We start from the raw sequence: 22,821 nt of genomic DNA, 5'->3' as shown, positions 1-22,821 counted from the left end.
CGGGAGAGCCTGGCATCCCGGCCCCCTACCGAGTCCGGGGCGGTCCCTGAGGTCCTCCTTCGCCGGCATGGACGCGGCCACCGTCACCGGAGGCGCGGTCTGGGGTTCCGCACAGGCCGCACGTGCCTTGCTGGACCGGCGCCTTATGAGGCAGTGGGCGCTGGTGTGGGAGAGCGTCGGCACCCGTCGGGGTGGCAGGATCGCCTGATCCGCCACCCCGCGGGTTTCCGGCTCCTCGGTTCAGGCAGTCTCCGCCTCGGCCTCGACGTCCTCGACGTTCACCGTATGGAAGCCGGTGCCGATGGCACAGGCTCAGGAACGGAGTTGCCTCCGGGCCGAAGGACCGGAGGCAACTCGGTGGTGGATCGAGGGCGGGGCGCCGTGTCCGGGTCAGTCCTTCGGGGCGACGGCGTTGAGGATTGCCGAGGTGACGTGGTCGGCGGCGTTTTCGTGGCCCTTGGCGTTGGGGTGCACGAGAGCCGCCTGGTTGTCCTCGTCGAAGACGCCTTCGACCCACTTGCCGGCATCACAGACGCTGTGCTTTTCGGAGGAGTCGTAGAGGTTGACGAAGGTGGCGGCGTCCTGGGTGCCGGCCGACTTCTCGATGACCTTGTTGAGGGGTTCCAGGACGTCGGTGCGCAGCCAGTTCAGGTCACCGGGGGTGATCGAGACAAACTGCTGCAGATTGTTGTACTGGCACTTGGAGATGTCCTTGGGGATGACCGTGGGGTAGCCGATGGCCAGGATCTTGGCGTGCGGGCCCTTCTCGTGGAGCTTGGCGAGCATCGCGTCGTAGTCCTTGCCGACCTTGGTCAGCTTGGCGGGGATGGAGGCGGCCAGTTCGTCCTTGCACGGCGTGCCCACGCCGCCGCTGCCCTGGCCCAGTTCCAGGCACTTGAAGAGGATGTTGCCGAACCCGAGGGTGTTGCCGCCCACGCCGACGGTGATCACGTCGGTGCCGGACTTGACCGCCTCGGACTGGGGCGGCACCGGGTCGAAGGGGGACTCCGGGTCGGGGGTGCCCGGCACGCTGCGGCCGATCGGCACCTGCGCTCGGAAGGTGACGTCCTCGATCGTGGCGGCGCCGCAGCTGACGTTGGTCAGCTCGAACAGCGCGCCGAGGTCGCGGTCGATGATCTGGGGGTAGGACCGGTCGGTGCGCTCACAGCCGTCGCGGGGGAATTCGAAGACGTCGCCGGTGGCCTTGATGACACCGGCGCTGTACGAGTCACCCAGGGCGACCCAGTCGTAGTCCGCTGCGGCGGCGGGCTGCGCACCGGCGAGTTGTACGGGAGCCAGTGCGCCGGCGGTGAGAGCCGCGGCCGAACCGAGCAGGGCCAGATGAGTGCGGAACCTTGCCACGAATCCTCCATGGATACGGTGTTGGCGGCACTTTGACCCTACGAAGACTGTAACTTTACGCACTAGATCCAATACGGACAGTCACACTCGGTGGGGTCCGAGGGTGTACACACTCGCGGCAGGCGCTTTTCGGATGGATTGATTCCGTATCTGGATCGTCCGCCTCCGAGGTCTGACCGACCCTGCGCGGTATGCGTGGTTCAACTAGCGGCCTCGACCATGTCGGCCCGACTCGCGGCCGTCACCGCATGTCTCATTCGTGATCACTAGCAGCCTGGGCTGGATGACCACCGACCCCCGCATCAACGTCCTCTGGGCTCACCCGCGCGGCAGGCGGGTGTTACGAACTCACCCCGCCCTGCGATCTCGCGGCTTGACCGACGGCATCAGGGATCGTTCGTATCTCCGAGTACTGGCACCCATCCCCAGACTCGTACGGCCAGTCAGGCCGAACCCACTCGTTCTACGTCGGAAACCCCAGGTTCGTGGACGGGTTCCCCGTCAGACCGTTGCCAGATTCTGCGAACCCGCGCGCTTCCAAGAGGCCAGCCCGAAAACGACCTGGACCGGCTCGACTTCACCGCGGCAGGACCATGGGGAGCCGCCGTCGATAACGCCGTATTCCAACTCCTGGGCGTCTGCTTCGCTGAGGACAGCGCCAACCTCCGCGATGTGCCTGGTGCAGGCGAGAGCCTGCTGATTCGTTGCGGCGTGGGTGACGGCCCGAAGCGTGACCTCGGGATCACTGTTGCCGCACTCCAGGCAGCAGCGATGGTCGGGGTTCCAGTCGTCGGGGACTTCATGGATCTGTGTCATAGGCGGTTCCAGGTGTGCTGGCGGTCGGTGTGCAGATGGAGATGGACGGCGCGTGAGGCTGCGTGGAACGAGGCGAAGGGCGAGTTCTACGCGGCGGTGTCGAAGTCGGACTGCTTGGGGCCGGCCTTGGCGACGGCACGGTCGGTGATGCCCTTCGAGGCACGGGCGGAGGCGGCGGACAGCTCGTCGGCGCCGGGCTCGAGATACCAGGGGTGCAGGTCGAGCATCGCGGCGCGCATGCCGGTGGCGAAACACAAGGCGGTGCCCTTGGCAGGGCGCGGATGGCGTCAGCGGCCAGGATCCGCTCCTGCCGCATCGACACCGAGGTTGACTTGCCGGACTCCGAGTGCGAGGTGGAGGTGGTCTCGACGTCGTGGTCGCCGATAAGCCGGGACAGCTTGTCGGCGAAGTCCGGGTCGTCGATCCCGGACCCGATCACCTTGATCGTGGAGGCGGACCACATGGCGTCCATGCCCGCGTCCCCCCACACTTTCTGACCCTGCCGGGGCCATGGTCAGCGTGCGGATCAACCGGCCGAGCGCGTCCGCCGACACTCCGCTGCGCTCCGCGAGGTCGGCGACGGTACGGGGGCTGTCGTCCAGCATCGTGCAGACGTCCAGCTTCGCTACGACGTACAGCGCCTGCGAGACCTGGAAGCCGCCAGGTGTTGAGGAACCCCTGGATCGGGATGCCGCCGTGGTACATCCAGTCGCGGTACATGTCTGTCGCGCCGTCGTAGGCCACGATCGTCCGCAGGTGCGGCGGGCGGGTCCGCGCGGCGTTCCACTGGCTCCAGCAGTAGTGGGACATGCCGATCATGCCGACCGCGCCGGTGGACCACGGCTGGACGGCGACGTGCTCGATCATGTCGTGGATGGCCTCGCCCTCGGTGCGCGAGACCGGGTCCCAGGTCCCCTCGGAGCGGCCCGTGCCGGGAAGGTCCATCGCGACGTAGGCGTAGCCGTGGTCGAGGTATAGCTGGATCGGGCCGTACTCGGTGAATGGGAACACCGGGTTCGGCGGGAGGTGGCGCAATGCCTTCTGATAGGGGGACGCACCCAGGACGATCGGGAAGTGGCCAACTCCGCCCGAGGGCAGGTAGACGTCGCCGCGCAGCAGGTCTCCCGTGCGTCCGCGCACCTCGACTTCAAACGGCTCTACGTTCACGTCAACCATGCCGATCCGTTTCTGTTCAGTCCTGCGAGAGTGAATCAGTGCTTGGAACTGCCGCCGTCGACGTTGATGGTCCCGCCGGTGAGGAAGGCCGCGCCGTGTCGTCGGAGGCGAGGGAGGGATCCGGCCCGGCGAGGTCCTCGGGCTTCTCGTCGCTGACCACATCGCGCGGTCTCAGCCTTGCGCGGAACGGCTCAATATTTGAGGTCCCCGTTATCCGACAGTGCCGGCATCTGGTTGCATGTCTTTGCTTTGCCGCACCATCCTCTCGTAGGTGAGGGCATGCACGTCATTCTCGGTTGCGAACCGCAAAAGCGACGTGGACCAGTCGGCGAACAGTGAGAAAACCCGGTCCACGATCAGTTTTGCTTCCTCTCGTTTGATCGCACTGAGCCCAGGCAGGCTCGATTCGGCCACTTCCGGCGATTTGATGCTGTGCGACGCCTCCGCGGCATAGTGCTTCGTGCCAAAGAATTCACATTCTCGCCCGTCTTGCATGGTGATGCCCCGGCAGTGCTTGAAGATCGTTATCGAAACGGCCTCGATGGCCTCGACCATCGCGAAGACGGCATACGTCGGCGAGTCGGACGCAAGCGATGCCAGCTCGAGGCACAGGCGTCGGGAGTGCTTGAAGTCCGCTCCCCACAGCACACGAGTGGCGTCCGACAGCGACATCCGACTGTCAGCTCCGAGCTTGTCCAAGTCGTTCAGCAGCCACTGCCAATGAAAGTCCTCTTCATAGGTGTGGGCATTCAACAGGACCTGCAAGTGCTCGAGTTGAGCATCGCCCTCGCCCTTACGAAAGACGTATTTGTTCAGGTCGGAGTAACCCATAATGAAGGGGATGACGCTCGGTGCCCACGCGAGGCGCCGCTCCCCGGACAGCGATTCGTCGGTCAGCAGCTGGACAAAGAAGTCATGCGCTTCGTACAGCTTCCGCTGCTTTTCGATGTAGTTGATAACTTCTTGCATTTCCCGCTCCATCCTGACCGTGGGCAGCGCATCATGGTGCTGAAGTATTCATTGAAGACTGAGGCGGCAAGAGATGGCCGGCGTGCCGGATCTCATTGCTCTGCCTGTGATCTGGTCCTACCTGCGCCGGATCGGGACCAGGAGCCCGGGGCGACGGCTCAGCCGGTGACCGTGGGCCGGTCCGGGATCCAGTTGCCGTGAAAGCCGAACGGCACCCGGACCGGCAGGTGCACGGTGGCCACGGGCTTGGCGTCGAGCTCCTCGGCATCCAGGATCACCAGGTCGCTGGTGTCGGTGGTGGGGTTGTAGACATAGCTGACCAGCCAGCCGGGTCCGTCCGGGGTGTCGTTGGCAGGTACGAACGCTGCCTCTCCGGGCACCTGGCCGTCGGCGAACTCGTGGCTGCCGATGGTCGCGCCGGTGTGCAGGTCATAGCGGGTGATCGCGCCGTGCTGCCCATCCGCCCCGGTGCGGGTGGTGGTGACGTGGGCGCATCGGGCGGGCAGACCCGCCTTGCGGTCGTCGATGCGCGGGAACTCGCCGGCGCGGTCGTCGAGCTGCTCCTCGTGGACGCTCCCGGCGTCCAGGTCGATGGTCCAGCGCCAGAGCGTGGCTGCGTGCGGGTGGCCGGCCTGTTCGTCGTCGAAGCGCCGCAGGTAGCGCAGGACGTACAGCACGATCCGACTGTCCGCCTCGTCGTACGCGTTGACGGTGTGGAAGACGTAGCAGGGGTTTACGTTGAGCCAGCGCACCTCGCCGTGCGCGTCGTCACGTCGGAGCACGCCGACGCGCGCCTGGTAGGTCTCGTCCCAGCGGTAGGGCATGAGGCCGCTGCCGGGCGGGACGGGGCTGAGAACCACCGGCAGATCCAGGAAGACGACGTGCTTCGCGGTCATGCTGAAGTCGTGCATCATGGTCGACGCCGGGACGTCGATCGGCCGGGTCAGCACGAGGTCGCCGGCGGCGTCGGCACGGTGGTAGGTGAGGAACGGCGCGCGGCGGCTGAAGCCGAAGAAGTGCAGTTCGCCGGTGGTCGGGCAGGTCTTGGGGTGAGCGGTCATCGCGGTGCGCAGCCGACCGCCGAAGTCGTAGCTCCCGACGGTCTCGAGCTCGGCGGTGATCTCGTAGGGGTACGAGGACTCGACGAGGGCGAGTAGCCGTCCGGCGTGCCGCACCACGTGGGTGTTGGCCGGCCCGGCGGTCAGGTCCTCGCCGCGCGGGCCTTCTGTTTGGGCGCCGTGGGTGAAGGTGCTGGTGCGCACCCATCGATTTCGGTAACTGACGGCGCGGCCTTGGTCGAGGCGTACGCCGTGGATCATGCCGTCGCCGAAGAACCAGTGTCCGCCCGCGGCGTCGTGCGGATTGGGGCCGTTGCGCAGGTACCAGCCGGCCAGCTCGGACGGGATCGCGCCGGTCACGGGAAGCTCGTGGGTAGTGAGTTCCCCGGCGACCGGGGCGTAGTTGCCGGCGAGGAAGTAGGGGAGGGCGGTGGTCATCAGCGCCTCTTCTCTCGGGTGCGGGCTCGTCGGGCTTCGCGTGGCGGACGCTGGTCAGGCGGCAGAGTTGCCGGCGGCCAGTGCGGCGCCCTTGGCGCGGGCGTGCGCGGCGTAGCGGACGGTCAGGAAGCCCGCGACGGCCAGGCCGATCAGCTGGACGAGCGAGGCGGCGAGGCTCTTGTGGGTGGCGTGGTAGGCCAGCGCGATCAGCGGCGCGGTGATGATGAACATCGAGGCCCAGAACGTGGTGATGATCATGTTCACCTTCAGGAAGCGCGGCTCGGCCCAGATCTCCTTGGGCGTGCTCTGCTTGGCGAAGGCCATCGTGAACGGCTTGCGGACGGCGATGCCGAACCACGCGACCAGGCCCAGGAAGGCATGCGATCCGGCTCCCGAGTAAGGCTGGAGGGAGGAGTGTGGCGAGACGGATGCGATGGCGGCGACGAGGACGAAATAGAGGAGCGTGCCGACATCGAGGATCAGGTCCTCCCATCCGGTGCCGGCGCGGCGCTTCTGCACCACGATCACGAGGGAACTCACGGCCGCGGCGATGGCGGCAGCCTTCCAGCTGGTCGAGACCAGCGCGGTGAAGAAGATCCACGGAAAGGCGCTGCGGAGCAGACTCATGGCGGTGTCCTTCGGTCGTCCCACTTGTGACAGGTGAAAAGTAGGTGGTCGACTGATGACCTGTCAACAGTGGGAGGTATAGTTAAGGACATGAGTCTCCGACATGCGCTTCTCGGCCTGCTCAACAACAAGTCGGCGAGCGGCTACGACCTGATCGCCGCGTTCAACACGACCTTGGCCAACGCATGGCCGGCGAATCAGAGCCAGGTCTACCGGGAACTCGGATACCTGTGCGACGAAGGTCTGCTGCAGGTGGGCGAGGAGGGGCCGCGGGGCCGCAAGGAGTACATGATCACGGAGGCGGGCCGCACCGAACTTGTGCACTGGCTGGCCGAAACCGAGCCCAACCGGGTGAGGCGCAACGAGACGCTGCTGCGGATCTTCTTCCTGGGCAACCTGACCCACCAACAGGCCACCGACTACCTGCGCCAGGAGGCTGAGGTGACGACACAGAAGCAGAAGATGCTGGACCATATCGAGGAGGCGGCTGACTGGGAGGCCGACGACATCGCGATCTACGGGCACCTGGCTCTCGAATACGGCCACCGCCTCATGGCCCTGAACCTGGAATGGACCGAGTGGGCCATCGGCCAACTCGACGCGCGCCAGGCCCACGCCGCTGGGGCCTCAGCCGGGACCACGGCCGACACGGCCTAACCGACTGGCTGCATGACTCAGCCCCGACGACTCCCCGACCTCCCAAGCTCGGACCGGCTTGTCAGTCTTCTTCTCGACTTCAGCGACGAAGGCGACGGCGCTCCGCCGATCACGTGTTCCTCGCTGGGCGGATGCGCCCAGGACCACGTCATCACCCAGCACTCGGTACGTCCCACCCAGCCGCCTCTGACATGGCACCGGGAGCCGATGGCTTCCTTCGGGTGTAGCGACTCGGATCGATGATGTTGGCGGCCCGCAGGGTGAACGTCAGCAGGCGGCGCCACCCCTTGCGGTGACCGACCCGCGCTTGCAGCTGGACCGTGTAGTCACGGGCCTCTGGCATGAACCCGGAGAACGGTGCCTCGAACTCGATGAAGAGCTGCTGCGCTTCTCTGCCGGGCACGACGAAGCCCGCCGGCAGCTTCGCGTCCTCGCGTCCGGCCCCGGCTGGAGGCGCAAGGGTGAGGACACCAGGCCGACACCACGCCTGAGCCTGTGAGTGATGAGGACGCGGCCTGATCGGCCGCTGCCAGGGCGCAGCAGCCGCTGAGCAGGAGGGGGTCCTGCATGTCACATGGGCCGCTGCACCGCTCGACCCACGTCATGAGTCGACACAGAGAAGGAGCACGAGGTACCAGGCGACCATTGCAGCGCACACCACCGCGGGGACGAGTTTCGGCAACGTCTCCCTCTTGCGCACGTGCGTGGTCACAGCAAGCCCGGTCGCCGTCGAGGTGGAGGAAACCTTCCCCTCGAGCAGGCAGGTGCGGCCCACGCCCGCGGCGAGGCCGGACGCACGCGCGGCAAGCTCGTCCTCGCCGTCACCAACTGACCATCCCCGCAAGCAGTTTGGAGTAGCACCATGTACTGCGAGATCCCGCCGCTACCAGGCGTAGCCCGGACGCCGCGAGGAATGGGTGCGCTACATGGAGGGCGTCGTCATCCCGCTCCAGACCTCGCTGGGCATGGACGTGACCGCTTCCTTCGTCGACGACCAGGACGAGGACGGCTATGTGTGGATCCGCCGGTTCGAGGTCGAGGCCCAGAGTGAGGCCCTGTACGCGGCGGTCTACGGCCACGACCGCTGGAAGAACGAGATCGGACAGGTCGTGTACGGCCTGCTGATTCCGGAGAAGACCGTCGTCACCCGCGTGGTCCCCACCCCGCCTCACCACTGCGCTGATCCTGCCGCGACGGCACCGACCGTCACCGCGCGACCCGTACGGCACAGTGACAAAGGGAACCGTTCATGAACACCGACACGCTCGAAAAGATGTCCGCCGCCTCCTTGGTCACCCAGGCCGCCGCCGGCGCACTCATCGCGGCGGTGCAGACGGCCGCCGCCCGGATCGGCTTCGCGACGGCCGTCGCCGTCACCGACCCGGGCGGGCACCTCAAGGCGTTCGACCGCGCCGACGGCGTGCCCTTCCCCGCCGCCGAGGTGGCCGTAGACAAAGCCTGGATCGCGGCCTCCTTCCCCATTCCCACCCATGTGTGGAACGACTACCTCGCTGATCCGCGGGTCGCGCCGCTGACCGGCCACCCGCGCCTGATGGCGGTCGGCGGCGGCTACCCGATCATCGACAGCGGTCGGTGCGTGGGAGGCCTCGGAATCTCCGGCGGAGGCGGAGGCTATGAGCAGGACCAGCAGGCCCCCGTAGAAGCCCTGGCCGCCCTCGGGTTCGAGCTGCCCGCCCGCTGACCCCGCGGTCTTCTTGCCTCCGAGGACATCCCGCTGCGGGCGGTCCCCGCGGTTCTGTCGGCCGAACCCTGCATGCGGTGTGGCATGCCGGGCGGACGGCGGACGATTCCTGGCCCGGTTCCGCCGCGAGGTACACGCGCTGCGGCGGGATTCGGTCCCGGGGAGCAGCCGCGTCGAAAGCCCGGTGGGCGCGACGTGCGCACCCCGTTCCTGATCCGTGGCCGCCGACACCGACGCCGACCGTAGCTGGTTTCCGTTGCGCGGGAAGAGAACGAGCCGCTGGTGTTCCAGGAGATCCACGACGGTTCGTCAGAGGGTGGGGAGAATCCCTCCGTCGACCGAAATGGTGACGCCGGTGAGGTAGGAGGCGCGGGGGGAAGCGAGGAAGGCGATCAGCTCTGCGGCTTCTTCGGGCCGTCCGGGACGGCCGAGCGGGGCGGCGAGGCGTTGCTGGAACTCCTTGCGGATGGTGTTCAGGTCGCGGCCGGTGCGTTCTGCCGCCTGCCGCAGGCTTGCTTCCACGGCGTCGGTCTCGATGACTCCGGGCATGACCGCGGTGACGCGCACGCCGTGCGGGCCGCAGGCGAGTGCGAGGCTCTTGCTGTACGCGTTGAGGGCGGCCTTGGCGGCGGCGTACGGAGCGCCGTTGGGCTGAGGGTAGCGGGCGGCGTTCGATGACACGTGGACGACTGCCCCGTGGCCTTGTGCGGTCATGTGTGGGACGAGGGCGCGGTCGAGACGGACGGCGGACAGGAGGTTGCCGTCGAGGTTGGCCAGCCAGTCCTCGTCGGTCGCAGCGAGAACGCCGTCCGGTACCTGGGTGTTGCGTCCGGCGTTGTCGACGAGCACGTCGACGCCGCCCAGCAGGTCGAGCGCTGCGGCTGCCGCCTGCTCGGCCCCGCCGGGGGTGTCGAGATCGGCGGTCACCACGTGCACTCGGGCCGGGACTTCGGCTCGGTTGCGGGCGACGGCGACCACGTGCGCGCCGGCCGCGACCAGACGGCGCACGGTGGCGGCACCGATGCCGCGAGTTCCTCCGGTGACGACGGCGCGTGCCCCGTGCAGGCCCAGATCCGCACTCGGATCGGGGAGCAGCGTCGGACGGGTGGGAGACATGGCGCTCCTCGGACGAAGAGTGGCGGTACGGAGGCGGAGGGAGTTGCGGTCCCTGTATCGTTCACATGCATTATTCATTTAACCATCTACACGATCGTGTGAGGTAAAGTACAAGTGTGACTTCGGCTACCTCCACCACCTCCGGCCCGGCGCTGCTCGGCGAGCACCGCAACAGCCCCGGCCTCATGCTCGCCCTTCTGGGGCACGAGGCCATGCGTCGCCTGAGGGATGCGCACACCGCCCATGGCCTCGCCCCGCGGCAGTTCCACATCCTCGGGCTGCTCCACGATCGCGGCCCGTTGGCGCAGACCGACCTGGCCGCCGAGACGGACACCGCGGCCAGCGTGCTCGTCACGCAGCTCAACCCTCTGGAGGCCGAGGGACTGGTGACGCGCACGCGTGACCCTCGCGATCGGCGCCGCCACCTGGTCGTGCTGACGGAGGCGGGACAGCAGCGGCTGCGGGACGCGGCAGCCGCGCAGCAGGAGGTGGAAGACGACCTGTTCCGCTCACTGACCGACACCCAGCGCTCGCGGCTGACGCAACTCCTTGTCCTGGTGCGCGACGACCTGACCGACGGCAACGAGCACTGCGGCACCCCGACCTCCCTCGACAGGAAGACGCCGTAAAGCCGTGATTGGGCTGGGCCAGGCGCCGAAGCGTCCTCCGGCCCGGACGGCGACGGGCGCCCTGCTCGGTCGCTCCACACGCGGGACCACTCGGCGACGAGGCCCTTGTCGCGCTGGTCCGTCCTGGGCCTGTTCGGAGCGCACTGCTTCTATCTCGGCAAGAATCGCCGCGGGCTTCTGTACCTGTGCGCCCTCGGCTGTGCGGGCTGGGCCGGCTGGTCGACCTCGTCACCCTCGTGCACCAGGTCCGCATGGCGGACGTCGCACGATGACGGCGCCGGGGTGGACGCGGGCTGAAGGCGGGGCAGGGGCGGCGGGCGGCCCCGGTGGTGCGGGCGGTGCGGAGGGTGAGGTCCTCGCGTCGCAGGATGCTGTGCGGGCTGTCGTTGTTCAGGCTCGTGTCGAGTATGTTCAGGTCGGCTTTGGGCAGTTGGTACCCGAGTGGGAGCACAGCTTGCGCAGGGAGATCACCGACCACGCCCAGCGGCTCGCGCTTGTGCGCCGGTCTCTGCGGGGGCGGGGGCTGGCCGCCTGCAACATGGCCGAACACGGCGGGCGTCGGCAAGTGCTCGCGAGAACTTCCGCCTTCGGCAAGGCTGGACGTCGGCGCCCTGCTCGCTCGATCAGGGCGCCGACCCTTTGGCGGGCCAGAGTGCATACGCGTCCGTGAGGGCCTTGCGGAACGCGTGCGCCGCGGGTGACGGTGGTGTGCGTTCGAGCAGGTGGATTCGCCTGGTGACCACGGGATCGGTCAGTGGTGTGACGGCGAGCGTCTGGGAGCCGAGGACCGGCAGGACTCCTGTCGGTACGGCGCTGACGCCGATGTCGGCCGCGACGAGTCCGGCCACCGTGGGGATTCCCCGGGCGGTGACGAGAGCGCGGGGGCTGGTGCTTGCCGCGTCGAATCCGAAGTCGGTCAGTGCGCGGACGCTGCTTCCGGGCAGCAGGGCGACGAACGGGTGCTGCGCCAGTTGCGCCCAGGTGATCTCGTCCAGGGCGGCGAGAGGACTGTCCGGAGGCATGACGGCGACGAGCGTGTCAGCGGTCAGCAGTTGCACGTCGGCGAAGTCGGGTGCCAGGTGTGTCTGCCGGGCTTCGCACATGGCCAGATCGACGTGTCCGGCCTTGAGCATGTTCAGGCCTTCGTCGGCCGGTACGTCGTAGACGGTGACCGAACGGCCCGGCCTGCCGCGGGTGAACTCTCTGACAGCGGCCGGCAGCACAGTGGCCGCCACGGAGGGCAGCACGGCGACGGCGACCTCGCCGTTCTCGCCCGCCTGGTATCCGTCCCATTGCCGGTGACCGCGGTCGGCGGCAGCGAGGACGCTCCGGGCGATCGCGAGGTAGGCGCGGCCGGCGTCCGTCACTTCAACCGTCCGCGTGGTGCGCGTGAACAGCGTGGCGTTCACCACGCGCTCCACGAGGGCCACGGTCCGTGACACCACCGGCTGGCCGATGTGCAGGTCGCGGGCCGCGCCGCTGAACGAGCGGTTGCGGGCCACGGCGTCGAGGACCGCCATCTGGGACAGGGACACCTCCATGCTTGCAGAGCATAAGCCTATGCGTAATTGATGTCTTCTTGCAGGCAAGTGGTCGGCCTAGCGTGGAGGCATCCCCCGCTTGAGCACAGGCAAACGGTCTTTCTTTTATGGAAGTTGGTGTCATGGAAGTCAGGACGCTCGCGGCAACCCGGATCGGCTGCGGGGCCGGGTTCGCCGGCGACCGCTTCGCCCCGGCGTCCGACCTGCTGGTCCGTGGTGGGCTGGACTACCTGGTGCTGGAGTGCCTGGCCGAGCGCACGATCGCCGCGGGCACGCTGCGCCGTCTGACGGACCCACAGGGCGGGTACGACCCGCTCCTCGAACGGCGGTTGACCCCGCTGCTGCCCGCGGCGGCCGCACACGGCACACGACTGGTCACCAACCTCGGTGCGGCCAACCCCGCGGCCGCGGGCGTTGCGGCGGCCCGGCTCGCCCGGCGACTCGGTCTTGACCTGACCATCGCCGTGGTGACCGGAGACGAGGTGACGGCGCTCATGGACCCCTGCCGACCGGCGCAGGAGGACGGACGGGCCCTGGCCGATCACGGCCGCCTGGTCGCCGCCCATGCCTACCTAGGAGCGGACGCCGTCCGCGCCGCGCTGGACACCGGTGCCGACGTGGTGATCACCGGTCGCGTCGCCGACCCCTCGCTGTTCGTCGGCTGCGTGGCCCACCATCGCGGGTGGGACCTGCGGGACGCCGACCTGGCCGCCCACGGCACGCTGGTCGGCCACCTGCTGGAATGCGCGGGTCAGGTCACCGGCGGGTACTTCGCCGACCCGCCGCTGAGCCAGGTACCCGACCTCGCGCACCTGGGCTTCCCCATCGCCGAGGTCACCGACACCGACGCCGTGATCACCAAGCTCCCGGGCACCGGCGGCCGGGTAGATGGTGCCACCGTCGCAGGACAACTGGGCTACGAGATCGGCGATCCGTCGGCCTACACCACTCCCGATGTGCGGGCCGACTTCACCGGCGTCGTCATCGAGGACCTGGGCGGCGACCGGGTACGTGTGAGCGGCGCACGGGGACGGACGGCTCCCGAAGACCTCAAGGTCAGCGTGGGCTTCCAGGCCGGCTACCGGTGCGAGGCCGAGATCGACTACTGCGGATCCGGTGCCCGCGCGCGGGCCGAACTCGCGGCGGCAGTCGTGCGCGAGCGCACCCGGGGAGTCTTCTGTATCTCGCCACGGTCATCGACGTCTGCTCGCGCCGCGTGATCGGGTGGTCGATCGCCGACCACATGCGCACGTCCCTGGTCGCCGACGCGATCGAGATGGCGGTCGCCGCCCGCGGCGGCCACGTCAACGGCGTCGTTTTCCACACGGACAGGGGCGCCCAATACGTCAGCCGGGCCTTTGCCGACGCCTGCCGACGGCACGGCATCCGCCGCAGCATGGGCCGCATCGGCTCGAGCTACGACAATGCCCTGGCCGAGTCGTTCTTCCAGGGCCTCAAGCGGGAACTGCTCCACGGACGGCGCTGGACCTCGAAGACACAGACGCGGCTCGAGCTGTTCCGCTGGCTCGCCTACTACAACCGGCGCCGACGGCATTCCGCCCTCGGCTACCTCACACCGATCGAGTTCGAACGGCAGCTGATCACACCAACTACGCTGTCACTCGCCGCTTGAAACCCAGTGTCCACTCCCTGGGATCAACCTCACCGCAGGGCCTCCACCCCACCCAAGTTCCGCCCGGTTTTGCACCCACCAGGCCGGGCAACATGGGACGGGCCGCGCGAAGTACTCACCGCCGACCGCTCCGTACGCAAGGAGAGCCAGCCGTGAAGGCTCACCACCGCATCGCCGTCCACCGCCTGCTCACCGAGACCCACGACCGCCTCGGTGGCCGGCGGCCCTCGTTGGGTGGCACGGTCGACGAGGTCGCCGCCTGCCTACTGAACCTGGTCAAGCCCCAGTACGTGGCCAGTCCCTTCGACGAAGACCTCCGCTCCCGGACGGGGGATCTTGACCGACTGCCACTACCCGAATGCCTCCGCCTGCTGAAGGCAGGCGCAGCGTGTACCGGGACGTGACCAGTCGCCGTTGAACAGGCGGGAACTGGCCCTGCAGCGCGGGATCTGTCCACCGCAGATGTGAGCAGCCGGTGCTTCCGGGTGCCTCGCTGGCCGATCGGTCAACCCAGCATGGCTCCGATCGCGGCCGGTGAAACGGTGCACGTGATACAGAAGTAGTCATGGCAACCGAAATACCGGGCCTTGCCCAACTGTGGCACAACCTCGCGACGTGGCTGGCCGAGCACGCTCCCGGAGACTATGAGTCCTTGCTGCCGGGAGCCTCGGAGGGCGAGATTAAGCGCCTGGAAGACGGCCTTGGCTTCTCCGTCCACGAGGACGTGAGGACAACCCTCAGACTCCATAACGGCGTGACCATGCGTAGGGCCAGTACGGAGCCGGGAGCTTTCGTCCTCGGCTACAGCCTCTTGGATGTTAACGGCATTCTGGGGGCTTATCGAGATCTCGTTTCGATGGTCGAGGATGCCCGCGAGGAGGGCGAAGAGGAGCTGGTCGTCGGCCGCATCGCCGATAGCCGATGGGTTCCTCTCGCCCAGAATATGTCCGGTGATCTACTGTTCGTGGACCACCGATACCACTATGCAGGAGAAATAGGGGAAATTTCCTTCGGTGATCCCGAGTACCGGATGTTGTGGCCGCGCATGGATCTCATGATGGCAGACCTGTGCAATTCGGTTAAGGCCCGGATTCCGGTGACGGCCGTCCCTCGAGTTCCTTCTCTGCATGAGGGGCGAATGCTTGAGTGGCATGTCCGATCGGCGCAGGAGTAACCCCATGACGGGTGCGGAGCGGCCCGCTGGATGTGGAGTCATCCAGCGGGCGGCTTGTTTGAGCCAGTGGTCAGGTCAGCTGATGTTGCAGACCTGACTGAGATCGCAGGATTCGAAACCGGTGTTGACCTAGTAGGCGTCGCTGTCCAACAGTCTCACGGCTGTGGTGAACCGGCCGAGCGCACCGCCGGCTGCCGTGTTCTGGGTGGTCGTGATGGCGGCCCGTCCGCAGATCTCATTCCATGTCGGGTAGGCGTAGTTCTCATCGAGCTTGAGCGTGTACGTGCCGTTGGAGTTCTTCACCGCACACATGTCATCGTGGCCGCCGCGCCAGGCGAACCGCGTCTCGTCGAAGTGTTCGCGGACGAGCGCCAGAGTGCGCTTGGCCTGTGACGGTGGGAGGCGGTCGAGATAGACCCGGATCAGCTCCACCAGGCCGTCACGCTGGTCGGCCGGCAGGCTTGCCGCGACGATCCCCTCGGTCCACTGCGTGCCCGCCGCCACCTGGATCTCTCCCGCGAGGTTGCCGAACGCGTGGGAGAATCCCTGGACATCGTGCGCACCGCGCAGGACCTCGCGGACGTCCTCGTACCCGCCTTCGGCGATCTCGCAGCAGTCGACCTTGCGCGGGCCGTCTTCGACGGTGACGAACCCCGCGAACGGCTGGGCGGAGGAGATCTGCATCTGCGCAACGCGGCCCTGGCTCCCGCCACAGCTGCGTGGCCGCCCGGCATCCAGCGCGGCAACCTCGTCCCGCCCCTGTCCGACCACCCCCTCCTGCGCCGCTTCCAACGCGGCGAGACGGTCGTCTACGGCCGGGACGACTACATCGCCCTGATCGGCGGCCCACAGCCGGCCGAGCAGCTCCTCCCGCACGACACCCACGCGGTGATGGTGGCACCGTTGCACGCCCCCGGCCTCACCCTCGGCGCGATCGTGGTCTGGCGCACCGTCCCGTCCGACCCGTTCACCGCGGACGAGACGGATCTCATGCGGCAGATCGCCTCACGGGGAGCGCTCGCCATCGACAACGCCCGTCGCGACACGCGCGAGTACAGAGCGGCCGTGGCCCTGCAGCAAAGACTCCTTCCCCCGGCCACGACCGGCACTCCGGCAGCCGAGACCGCCGGCGTCTACCTGCCCACAGGCCGTGGCGCGGGCACCAGAGGCGACTGGTACGACGCCATACCCTTGCCCTCTCTCCGGCTGGCCCTCGTCGCAGGAGACGTGATCGGCCGCGGCATACCCGCCAGTGCCACCATGGGCCGTCTGCGCGCCGCCATCCAGACCCTCGCCGACCTCGAACCGGAACCGGACGAATTGCTCACCCGGATCGCCGACCTGGTCCAGCGTCTCGCGGCGGAAGCGCCGCCCGGCGATCACGACGTCATGGGCGCCACCTGCCTGTACGCGGTCTACGACCCGGTCACCTGACACTGCGCCATGGCCAGTGCCGGGTGACCGCCGCCCGTGCTGGTCCGGCCCGACGGGACCGCCGAAGCCGTCGACCTTTTCCCGGGGCCGCCCCTCGCCGTCTGCGGCATGCCGTACGAGACCACGACGATCGAGCTCGAACCGGGCAGCGTCCTCGCGCTCTACACCGACGGCCTGGTCCACCGAGGCGCTCACGACGTCGGCGACGGGCTTGGGCGGCTGACCGATGCGCTCGCCACCTCCTGCCGCCCGGACCGCGCTCTGGACGAGACCGGCAGGGCGCTCCTCGACACCGAGGCCGTCGGCGCCCACGCACCGGCGCCCGTCACGCCGCCCCCTGAGCAGCGTCGCCACTCAGGGTGCCCGGCCTCCGGGATGCCTGGACATCCAGTACATCCACTACATCTAGCAGAGGCAGACCCCAGCTGCGGATGTTCCCCGAAGAACACCGGTGACTCGGCCGCCGCACCCACGACGATGCCGCCCGCGCCTGTTCCGGCCGAACAGGCGCGGGCGTGCTCTTCAGGACGGGCGTCGACCAGGTACTCAACGCGACCGTCGGCCGCGCATTCGGCGGTCCATGAAGAGCGCCAGCTCCGTCGCCAGGGCGACGGCGGCGAGCACGGTCTGCCACATCGGCCCGTGGGAGGCGAGGTTGGACACCAGGTACGTGACGAAGAGGGCGACGCGGACCGCCGCTTGGACGTCCTTGTTCGTCCACCATCGTGCGCGCGGGGCCGGCTGCTCCTCGGCGAGCCTGAGCGCGTACAGCTCGACGGCCCCGAACTCCTTCTCGGCATCGCGCCCGGTGGCGGTGAGGTGGTGAGCGGCTTCCCTGGTGAGTTCGGCGGCCCGATCGCGGGAGAGTCCGTGCCGTTCCTCAAGGAGCCGGGGCAGATCGACGAGCCAGTTCTCGGGCAGGGTTTGGGATGTCACGGTCAGCTCCTCAGGATCGGGATCACGGTCGTGGCGCGCGGCCGCCCAGAGCAGCGCGACGCCAAGTGCGCACAGAGCCGGTGCGGGAAACCGGCCGAGGGAGGTTGTGGGCAGAACGGTGAAGGCCGCGGCGGCCAGCAGCAGCGTTATGAGGGTGGCGGATCCCCAGCCGAGGACACCGCGGGCCCGGGAACGCGAGAGGGTCGCCGTCAGACAGGCACTGGGCACGGCGACACCGAGGAGCACGCCACCGGCCAGCCCGGCGGACGTCACGTCCGCCAGGGTGCCGCGCCACATCCACAGGCAGCCGCCGGCCACGAGGGCGGCAACTCCCGTCTGCGCGAGAGCGGCACTCTCGTGATCCACGCGGGTCAGGCCGTCCCAGCGCCGGCCCGTACGGTCCTCGGGCGGTAGGCGCTCGCGGACCACCGCGGCAGCGTACTCCTCCGGCTCACCGAAGGCGTCCTCGGGCGTCTCCCCGCTGTCTGCGCAGTGCTGCTCCACCTCGTCGAGCACCATGTCGGCCGTGGCCATGTCCACCGAACGGGCCGCCAGCGCCAGCCTCGTGCGGGCATTCCACCGGGTGTTCGCATCCGTCACCGCTCCTCCTTCGCTGCCTGTCCCAGCAGCTGGTCCATCGACTCGGCGAACTGCCGCCACATTGCGCTCTCTTCCAGCAGTCGGGCTCGTCCCTCGCCGGTGAGCCGGTAGACCTTGCGGCCCGGGCCGCCCTCACCCGGTTCCCAGTGAGCCTCCACCAGCCGTTCGGTCTCCATCCGGCCGAGCACCGGATACAGCGCTCCGCCGCGGATGGCACCGAACCCGTGGGCGGCCAGCTGCTGGACCAGCGCATAGCCGTGCTGTTCCCCCTTGGCAAGCACGGCGGCGACCGCCAACGGCAGCACGCCGCGCAGCCAGCCCGACGAGGGTTCACGCTCACGCATCCCCGTAGTCACTCATGCTCTCTACTCACAATTCTCGACTAGTTCGGATTCAGACTAGTGGCCGGAGAGGCGGGTTGTCCAGGGTCGACCGCCACGCTCCCGACCCGAAGTACCGGACAAACATGCGCCGTTCGCGTTCGGCTGCCAGCCGGGCCTGTTGGGAGACAACCCCGAGCGGCTGAACACCGAGGCGTCCTTCGCTGCTTTGTGCGGAGTCAGCCCCGTGGAGTATTCCTCGGGCCGTCGGAGTTCGCGTCGGCTCAACCACGGCGGCGACCGGCAAGCCAATGCGGCCCTGCACCGCATCGTCTTCACCCGGCTGCGCGTCGACCCCCCGCACCCAGGCGTACTACGAACGCCGCACCCAGGAGGGCAAGACCCGACGTGAGATCATCCGATGCCTCAAGCGATATGCCGCCCGCGAGGTCTTCAACCTGGTCAGGACGGTGTCTACCGACCCCCGTTATAGGGGCGTCCGTGACAGATGAGAGGGTCGGACGGGTGAGCGAGACACCACCGAACACCCTGCAGTACCGCTTTGACGGGCCAGAAGACGCACCTGTCCTGATCCTGGGTCCCTCCCTGGGTACCACATGGCACATGTGGGACCGCCAGGTGCCGGAGCTGACCGGACAGTGGCGGGTCTTCCGGTTCGACCTGCCCGGCCACGGCGGCGCAGCCGCCCACCCGGCCGGCTCCGTCGCCGAGCTGAGCACCCGGCTGCTGGCCACCCTGGACTCGCTCGGCGTGCAGCGGTTCGGCTACGCCGGTTGTGCGCTGGGCGGCGCCATCGGCGTCGAGCTGGCCCTGCGCCACCCCGAGCGGCTCGCCTCGCTGGCGCTGGTCGCGACCTCGCCCCGGTTCGGGACCGCCGACGAGTTCCGCCAGCGCGGGGTGATCGTCCGTACGAACGGCCTCGACCCGATCGCCCGGACCGCGCCGGAGCGCTGGTTCACCGGCGGGTTCGCCGCGGCCCAGCCGGCGATCACCGAGTGGGCGGTGCAGATGGTCCGCACCACCGACCCGGGCTGCTACATAGCCGCCTGCGAGGCGCTCGCCGCCTTCGACGTACGGTCCGAGCTGGGCCGGGTCGGCGTGCCGACCATGGTGCTGGTCGGCTCCGACGACCAGGTCACCGGGCCCGCCGAGGCCCGCACCCTGGTCGCGGGCATCCCGGACGCCCGGCTCGCGGTCGTCCCCGGCGCCTCCCACCTCGTCCCGGTCGAGCAGCCGGCGGCCGTCACCGACCTGCTGGCGCAGCACTTCTCCACCGCCTGGCAGCAGCCCTACGACACCGGCCAGACGGTTCTGCCGGCGGCGGCGATCGTGCCGGTCCCGGCGGCGGCGCTCGCACCCGTGCCGGTCGCCGAGATAGCCCCGGCCGCCGCACCCGCCCAGCCGGCCGCGCTGCCCGACCGGTACGAGACCGGCCTCAAGATCCGCCGGGAGGTGCTGGGCGACGCGCACGTGGACGAGGAACTGGCGCGGTCCGACGGGTTCTCCGGTGACTTCCAGCAGTTCGTCACCCGCTACGCCTGGGGCGAGATCTGGGACCGGCCGGGCCTAGACCGCCGTACCCGCAGCTGCGTCACGCTGACCGCGCTGGTCGCGGGCGGCCACCTGGAGCAGCTCGCCGTGCACACCCGCGCGGCCCTGCGCAACGGGCTCACCCCGGACGAGATCAAGGAGGTGCTGCTGCAGACGGCCGTGTACTGCGGAGCGCCTGCCGCGCACAGCGCGTTCCGGGTCGCCCGGCAGGTCATCCAGGAGGAGACCACGCCCGCCGAATGAGCCGCGGCACCGCCGTGCACGGCAGGATGGTGCGACATGAAGCTCACCAAGAAGTCCCATGCCTGCGTCCGCCTCGACAAGGACGGTCGGACGCTCGTCATCGACCCCGGAGGGTTCAGCGAGGAGGACGCCGCGCTCGGCGCGGACGCCATCCTGATCACGCACGAGCACCCGGACCACTTCGACGAGTTCCGGCTCCGGGCCGCCATGGAGAACAACCCGGCGGCCCGGATCTGGACGCTGCGGTCCGTCGCCGACCGGATCGCGGCGGCCTTCCCCGGCCGGGTGCACACCGTCGGCCACGGCGACACCTTCACCGCGGCGGGCTTCGACGTCCAGGTCCACGGCGAGCTGCACGCGGTGATCCACCCGGACATCCCGCGCATCACCAACGTGGGCTATCTGGTCGACGGCGGCCGTGTCTTCCACCCGGGTGACGCCCTCACGGTCCCCGACCGTCCGGTGCAGACGCTGATGCTCCCGGTGATGGCACCGTGGAACAAGATCTCCGAGGTGATCGACTACGTCCGGGAGGTCAAGCCGCAGCGCGCCTACGACGTCCACGACGCCCTGCTCACCGACCTCGCCCGCCCGATCTACGACCGCCAGATCGGCGCCCTGGGCGGCACCGACCACCAGCGGCTGACCCCGGGGGCCTGCGCCGAGGTGTGAGGCCGAACCGTGCGCCGGGCCGGTTGTCGGACCCTCCGGGTAGGTTGTGAGGCATGCGCATCGCTACCTGGAACGTGAACTCGATCACCGCCCGCCTTCCGCGGCTGCTGGCCTGGCTGGAGAGCAGCGGCACCGATGTGCTCTGTCTGCAGGAGGCCAAGGTCGCCGAGGAGCAGTTCCCGTTCGACCAGTTGCGCGAGCTGGGGTACGAATCGGCGGTCCACGCGACCGGCCGGTGGAACGGCGTGGCGGTGCTCTCCCGGGTCGGCATCGAGGACGTCGTCAAGGGCCTGCCGGGCGACCCCGGCTTCGAGGGCGTGACCGAGCCGCGCGCCCTCTCGGCGACCTGCGGCCCGCTCCGCGTCTGGTCGGTGTACGTCCCGAACGGCCGCGAGGTGGAGCACCCGCACTACGCGTACAAACTCCAGTGGTTCGAGGCCCTGAAGGCGGCGGTCGCCGGTGACGCGGGCGGCAGCCGCCCGTTCGCCGTCCTGGGTGACTACAACGTGGCGCCGACCGACGACGACGTCTACGACACGGCCGCCTTCGAGGGCTCCACCCATGTCACCCCCGCCGAGCGCGCGGCCCTCGCCTCGCTGCGCGAGGCCGGCCTGAGCGACGTGGTGCCCCGGCCGCTGAAGTACGACCACCCGTTCACGTACTGGGACTACCGCCAGCTCTGCTTCCCGAAGAACCGCGGCATGCGCATCGACCTGGTGTACGGCAACGAACCCTTCGCGAAGGCCGTCAAGGACGCCTACGTCGACCGCGAGGAGCGCAAGGGCAAGGGTGCCTCCGATCATGCGCCGGTGGTGGTCGACCTCGACGTCTGATGCCACGCTGGGTCCATGAACCTTCCGTTCCTGGGCCACCGGCACAAGAAGAACGGCGACGCGGGGGTGCCCTCCGACCCCGAGTCGGTCGCCGCGCTGCTGTCCGAGTGCGAACTGCTCCGCGCGCAGGCGACCCAGGAGGGCGTCCGCCTCGACGACACCCCGGCCTCGCTGGAGGCCCTCGACCAACTCGTCCCGCGCTGGCGCGACGACGCCGAGACCCTGCCCTGGCTGGGCAACGACGCGGGGCTCTATCTGGGCACGGTCGTGGTGCGCACGGTCCCCGGCGCCGCCTGGCGCATCCGCCCCGACGGCGAGCCCGTGATTCGGCTGGCCTCCGGCCGCGAGGTCGAGGTCACGGGCGCCGGACAGGACTGGGCCGCGAGCGGCGCCCCCGAACTGTCCCAGCTCTACGCGGAGATCGCCGAGGCCTAGACCTGCCCCGATGGGCTTAAATACGGCTTATGCCCGAAAAGTGCGTGTCGTCCCTCGACCCCGCTGTCGTCTGGATAGTTTGCGGCAACCACGACACAGCTGAGAGTGGGTAGGGCTGCGTATGGCCGTCGATCCGTTGATCGAGCTGCAGGGTGTCAACAAGTACTACGGGGAGCTGCACGTCCTCAGGGACATCGACCTCACCGTCGGCAGGGGAGAGGTGGTCGTGGTCATCGGCCCGTCGGGGTCGGGCAAGTCCACGCTGTGCAGGACGATCAACCGGCTGGAGACCATCGAGTCCGGCACCATCACGCTCGACGGGCAGCCGCTGCCCGCGGAGGGAAAGGCCCTCGCACGGCTCCGCGCCGAGGTCGGCATGGTCTTCCAGTCCTTCAACCTCTTCGCCCACAAGACGGTTCTGCAGAACGTCTCACTCGCCCAGGTCAAGGTCCGCAAGAGCAAGAAGGACGACGCCGACCGCCACTCCCGTGAACTCCTGCAGCGGGTCGGCCTCCTCGCGCACGCGGCCAAGTACCCCGCCCAGCTCTCCGGCGGCCAGCAGCAGCGGGTCGCCATCGCCCGCGCCCTCGCCATGGACCCCAAGGCGATGCTCTTCGACGAGCCCACCTCCGCCCTCGACCCGGAGATGATCAACGAGGTGCTGGAGGTCATGCGGCAGCTCGCCCGGGACGGCATGACCATGGTCGTCGTCACCCATGAGATGGGCTTCGCCCGCGCCTCCGCCAACCGGGTCGTCTTCATGGCCGACGGCCGGATCGTCGAGGACCGCGCCCCGGAGGACTTCTTCACCCACCCGCGCAGCGAGCGTGCCAAGGACTTCCTCTCCAAGATCCTCAAGCACTGAGCGGGGGTGCGAC

The 22,821-nt window shown here is 68.7% G+C and carries 23 protein-coding genes and 5 pseudogenes; 16 read left to right on the top strand and 12 right to left on the bottom strand.

Translation table 11 applies throughout. From position 1 onward, the window contains the following. Positions 1-390: 390 nt before the first annotated feature. From AQI95_RS23965 to AQI95_RS23940, 7 genes and pseudogenes are all read right to left on the bottom strand, one after another. Complete coding sequence (locus tag AQI95_RS23965) at positions 391-1,362, bottom strand: SGNH/GDSL hydrolase family protein (protein ID WP_208614245.1); 972 nt, start codon at positions 1,360-1,362, stop codon at positions 391-393. A 501-nt stretch (positions 1,363-1,863) separates the two neighbouring features. Then, on the bottom strand, positions 1,864-2,178 hold the full coding sequence (locus tag AQI95_RS23960; protein ID WP_067127281.1) for a hypothetical protein: 315 nt from the start codon (positions 2,176-2,178) through the stop codon (positions 1,864-1,866). A gap of 86 nt (positions 2,179-2,264) precedes the next feature. Continuing rightward, positions 2,265-2,683, bottom strand: a pseudogene (locus tag AQI95_RS45105) (TraM recognition domain-containing protein); the annotation flags it as partial. Positions 2,684-2,793: 110 nt separating this feature from the next. Next, positions 2,794-3,354, bottom strand: a pseudogene (locus tag AQI95_RS45100) (CocE/NonD family hydrolase); the annotation flags it as partial. Between the two features lie 210 nt (positions 3,355-3,564). Then, complete coding sequence (locus AQI95_RS23950; RefSeq protein WP_067127275.1) at positions 3,565-4,323, bottom strand: hypothetical protein; 759 nt, start codon at positions 4,321-4,323, stop codon at positions 3,565-3,567. A gap of 158 nt (positions 4,324-4,481) precedes the next feature. Then, on the bottom strand, positions 4,482-5,819 hold the full coding sequence (locus tag AQI95_RS23945) for a carotenoid oxygenase family protein (protein ID WP_067127272.1): 1,338 nt from the start codon (positions 5,817-5,819) through the stop codon (positions 4,482-4,484). A gap of 54 nt (positions 5,820-5,873) precedes the next feature. After that, positions 5,874-6,446: a hypothetical protein gene (locus AQI95_RS23940; RefSeq protein ID WP_067127268.1), complete on the bottom strand. Its 573-nt coding sequence runs from the start codon at positions 6,444-6,446 to the stop codon at positions 5,874-5,876. Positions 6,447-6,536: 90 nt separating this feature from the next. Between AQI95_RS23940 and AQI95_RS23935 the strand changes: the two genes are divergently transcribed. From AQI95_RS23935 to AQI95_RS23920, 3 genes are all read left to right on the top strand, one after another. Then, entirely contained in the window at positions 6,537-7,103 is a 567-nt protein-coding gene (locus AQI95_RS23935) for a PadR family transcriptional regulator (RefSeq protein ID WP_067127265.1), read from the top strand. A 917-nt stretch (positions 7,104-8,020) separates the two neighbouring features. Next, a complete protein-coding gene (locus AQI95_RS23925; protein WP_244188826.1) occupies positions 8,021-8,356 on the top strand; it encodes an NIPSNAP family containing protein in 336 nt (111 codons plus the stop codon). Beyond that, positions 8,353-8,805 carry a GlcG/HbpS family heme-binding protein gene (locus AQI95_RS23920; protein ID WP_067127259.1) on the top strand — a complete coding sequence of 151 codons (453 nt, stop codon included), beginning with the start codon at positions 8,353-8,355 and terminating at the stop codon, positions 8,803-8,805. The genes AQI95_RS23925 and AQI95_RS23920 overlap by 4 nt, the downstream gene beginning before the upstream one ends. A 309-nt stretch (positions 8,806-9,114) precedes the next feature. Here AQI95_RS23920 and AQI95_RS23915 read toward each other — a convergent pair whose 3' ends face one another. Next, the gene (locus AQI95_RS23915) at positions 9,115-9,921 is read right to left on the bottom strand and encodes an oxidoreductase (RefSeq protein ID WP_067127257.1); all 807 of its coding nucleotides are present in this window, start codon (positions 9,919-9,921) and stop codon (positions 9,115-9,117) included. Positions 9,922-10,037: 116 nt separating this feature from the next. Here AQI95_RS23915 and AQI95_RS23910 point away from each other — a divergent pair, with 116 nt between their 5' ends. Then, on the top strand, positions 10,038-10,550 hold the full coding sequence (locus tag AQI95_RS23910) for a MarR family winged helix-turn-helix transcriptional regulator (RefSeq protein ID WP_244188825.1): 513 nt from the start codon (positions 10,038-10,040) through the stop codon (positions 10,548-10,550). Positions 10,551-10,655: 105 nt separating this feature from the next. Continuing rightward, complete coding sequence (locus AQI95_RS50385) at positions 10,656-10,847, top strand: TM2 domain-containing protein (RefSeq protein WP_079071423.1); 192 nt, start codon at positions 10,656-10,658, stop codon at positions 10,845-10,847. Between the two features lie 326 nt (positions 10,848-11,173). Here the strand turns inward: AQI95_RS50385 and AQI95_RS23905 are convergent, their stop codons facing one another. Further along, positions 11,174-12,091 (bottom strand): LysR family transcriptional regulator, encoded by a 918-nt coding sequence (locus AQI95_RS23905; RefSeq protein ID WP_067127254.1) that lies wholly within the window; start codon positions 12,089-12,091, stop codon positions 11,174-11,176. A gap of 107 nt (positions 12,092-12,198) precedes the next feature. Here AQI95_RS23905 and AQI95_RS23900 point away from each other — a divergent pair, with 107 nt between their 5' ends. The 4 genes and pseudogenes from AQI95_RS23900 (at position 12,199) to AQI95_RS23885 (ending at position 14,898) form a co-directional block, all read left to right on the top strand. Then, entirely contained in the window at positions 12,199-13,311 is a 1,113-nt protein-coding gene (locus AQI95_RS23900) for an acyclic terpene utilization AtuA family protein (RefSeq protein ID WP_079071422.1), read from the top strand. Beyond that, positions 13,263-13,724, top strand: a pseudogene (locus AQI95_RS23895) (IS3 family transposase); the annotation flags it as partial. The gene AQI95_RS23900 and the pseudogene AQI95_RS23895, both read left to right, overlap by 49 nt. A 152-nt stretch (positions 13,725-13,876) precedes the next feature. Then, positions 13,877-14,128 carry a hypothetical protein gene (locus tag AQI95_RS23890; RefSeq protein ID WP_067127246.1) on the top strand — a complete coding sequence of 84 codons (252 nt, stop codon included), beginning with the start codon at positions 13,877-13,879 and terminating at the stop codon, positions 14,126-14,128. Positions 14,129-14,289: 161 nt separating this feature from the next. Beyond that, positions 14,290-14,898, top strand: a complete 609-nt coding sequence (locus tag AQI95_RS23885) for an SMI1/KNR4 family protein (RefSeq protein ID WP_067127243.1) — start codon at positions 14,290-14,292, stop codon at positions 14,896-14,898. A 129-nt stretch (positions 14,899-15,027) separates the two neighbouring features. Here the strand turns inward: AQI95_RS23885 and AQI95_RS48035 are convergent, their stop codons facing one another. Then, positions 15,028-15,402, bottom strand: a complete 375-nt coding sequence (locus AQI95_RS48035; protein WP_067127240.1) for a DUF3500 domain-containing protein — start codon at positions 15,400-15,402, stop codon at positions 15,028-15,030. Positions 15,403-15,432: 30 nt separating this feature from the next. Between AQI95_RS48035 and AQI95_RS49115 the strand changes: the two are divergent. Next, positions 15,433-16,611: pseudogene (locus AQI95_RS49115) on the top strand (PP2C family protein-serine/threonine phosphatase); the annotation flags it as partial. Between the two features lie 267 nt (positions 16,612-16,878). Here AQI95_RS49115 and AQI95_RS49110 read toward each other — a convergent pair. Both AQI95_RS49110 and AQI95_RS23865 read right to left on the bottom strand, forming a co-directional pair. Beyond that, a complete protein-coding gene (locus tag AQI95_RS49110) occupies positions 16,879-17,868 on the bottom strand; it encodes a hypothetical protein (RefSeq protein WP_067127233.1) in 990 nt (329 codons plus the stop codon). After that, complete coding sequence (locus AQI95_RS23865) at positions 17,865-18,212, bottom strand: PadR family transcriptional regulator (RefSeq protein WP_067127230.1); 348 nt, start codon at positions 18,210-18,212, stop codon at positions 17,865-17,867. The genes AQI95_RS49110 and AQI95_RS23865 overlap by 4 nt, the downstream gene beginning before the upstream one ends. 160 nt (positions 18,213-18,372) lie before the next feature. On the opposite strand from AQI95_RS23865, the pseudogene AQI95_RS45080 reads away from it, so the two are divergent. The 6 genes and pseudogenes from AQI95_RS45080 to AQI95_RS23840 all read left to right on the top strand — a co-directional run. Beyond that, positions 18,373-18,700 (top strand): annotated as a pseudogene (locus AQI95_RS45080) (transposase); the annotation flags it as partial. A gap of 13 nt (positions 18,701-18,713) precedes the next feature. Then, positions 18,714-20,003 carry a bifunctional 3-oxoadipate enol-lactonase/4-carboxymuconolactone decarboxylase PcaDC gene (gene pcaDC / locus AQI95_RS23860; RefSeq protein WP_067127227.1) on the top strand — a complete coding sequence of 430 codons (1,290 nt, stop codon included), beginning with the start codon at positions 18,714-18,716 and terminating at the stop codon, positions 20,001-20,003. Positions 20,004-20,039: 36 nt separating this feature from the next. Continuing rightward, on the top strand, positions 20,040-20,675 hold the full coding sequence (locus AQI95_RS23855) for an MBL fold metallo-hydrolase (RefSeq protein WP_067127224.1): 636 nt from the start codon (positions 20,040-20,042) through the stop codon (positions 20,673-20,675). 53 nt (positions 20,676-20,728) lie between these two features. Continuing rightward, positions 20,729-21,508: an exodeoxyribonuclease III gene (locus AQI95_RS23850; protein WP_067127221.1), complete on the top strand. Its 780-nt coding sequence runs from the start codon at positions 20,729-20,731 to the stop codon at positions 21,506-21,508. A 15-nt stretch (positions 21,509-21,523) separates the two neighbouring features. Beyond that, the gene (locus tag AQI95_RS23845) at positions 21,524-21,943 is read left to right on the top strand and encodes a DUF6278 family protein (RefSeq protein ID WP_067127217.1); all 420 of its coding nucleotides are present in this window, start codon (positions 21,524-21,526) and stop codon (positions 21,941-21,943) included. A 121-nt stretch (positions 21,944-22,064) separates the two neighbouring features. Next, positions 22,065-22,808: an amino acid ABC transporter ATP-binding protein gene (locus AQI95_RS23840; protein WP_067127214.1), complete on the top strand. Its 744-nt coding sequence runs from the start codon at positions 22,065-22,067 to the stop codon at positions 22,806-22,808. Positions 22,809-22,821 lie beyond the last annotated feature (13 nt).

Source organism: Streptomyces yokosukanensis (genome assembly GCF_001514035.1).
GTDB classification, from domain to species: Bacteria; Actinomycetota; Actinomycetes; order Streptomycetales; family Streptomycetaceae; genus Streptomyces; species Streptomyces yokosukanensis.
Note: the sequence above shows the minus strand (reverse complement) of the source record. Positions and strands in the feature narration are given on the sequence as shown.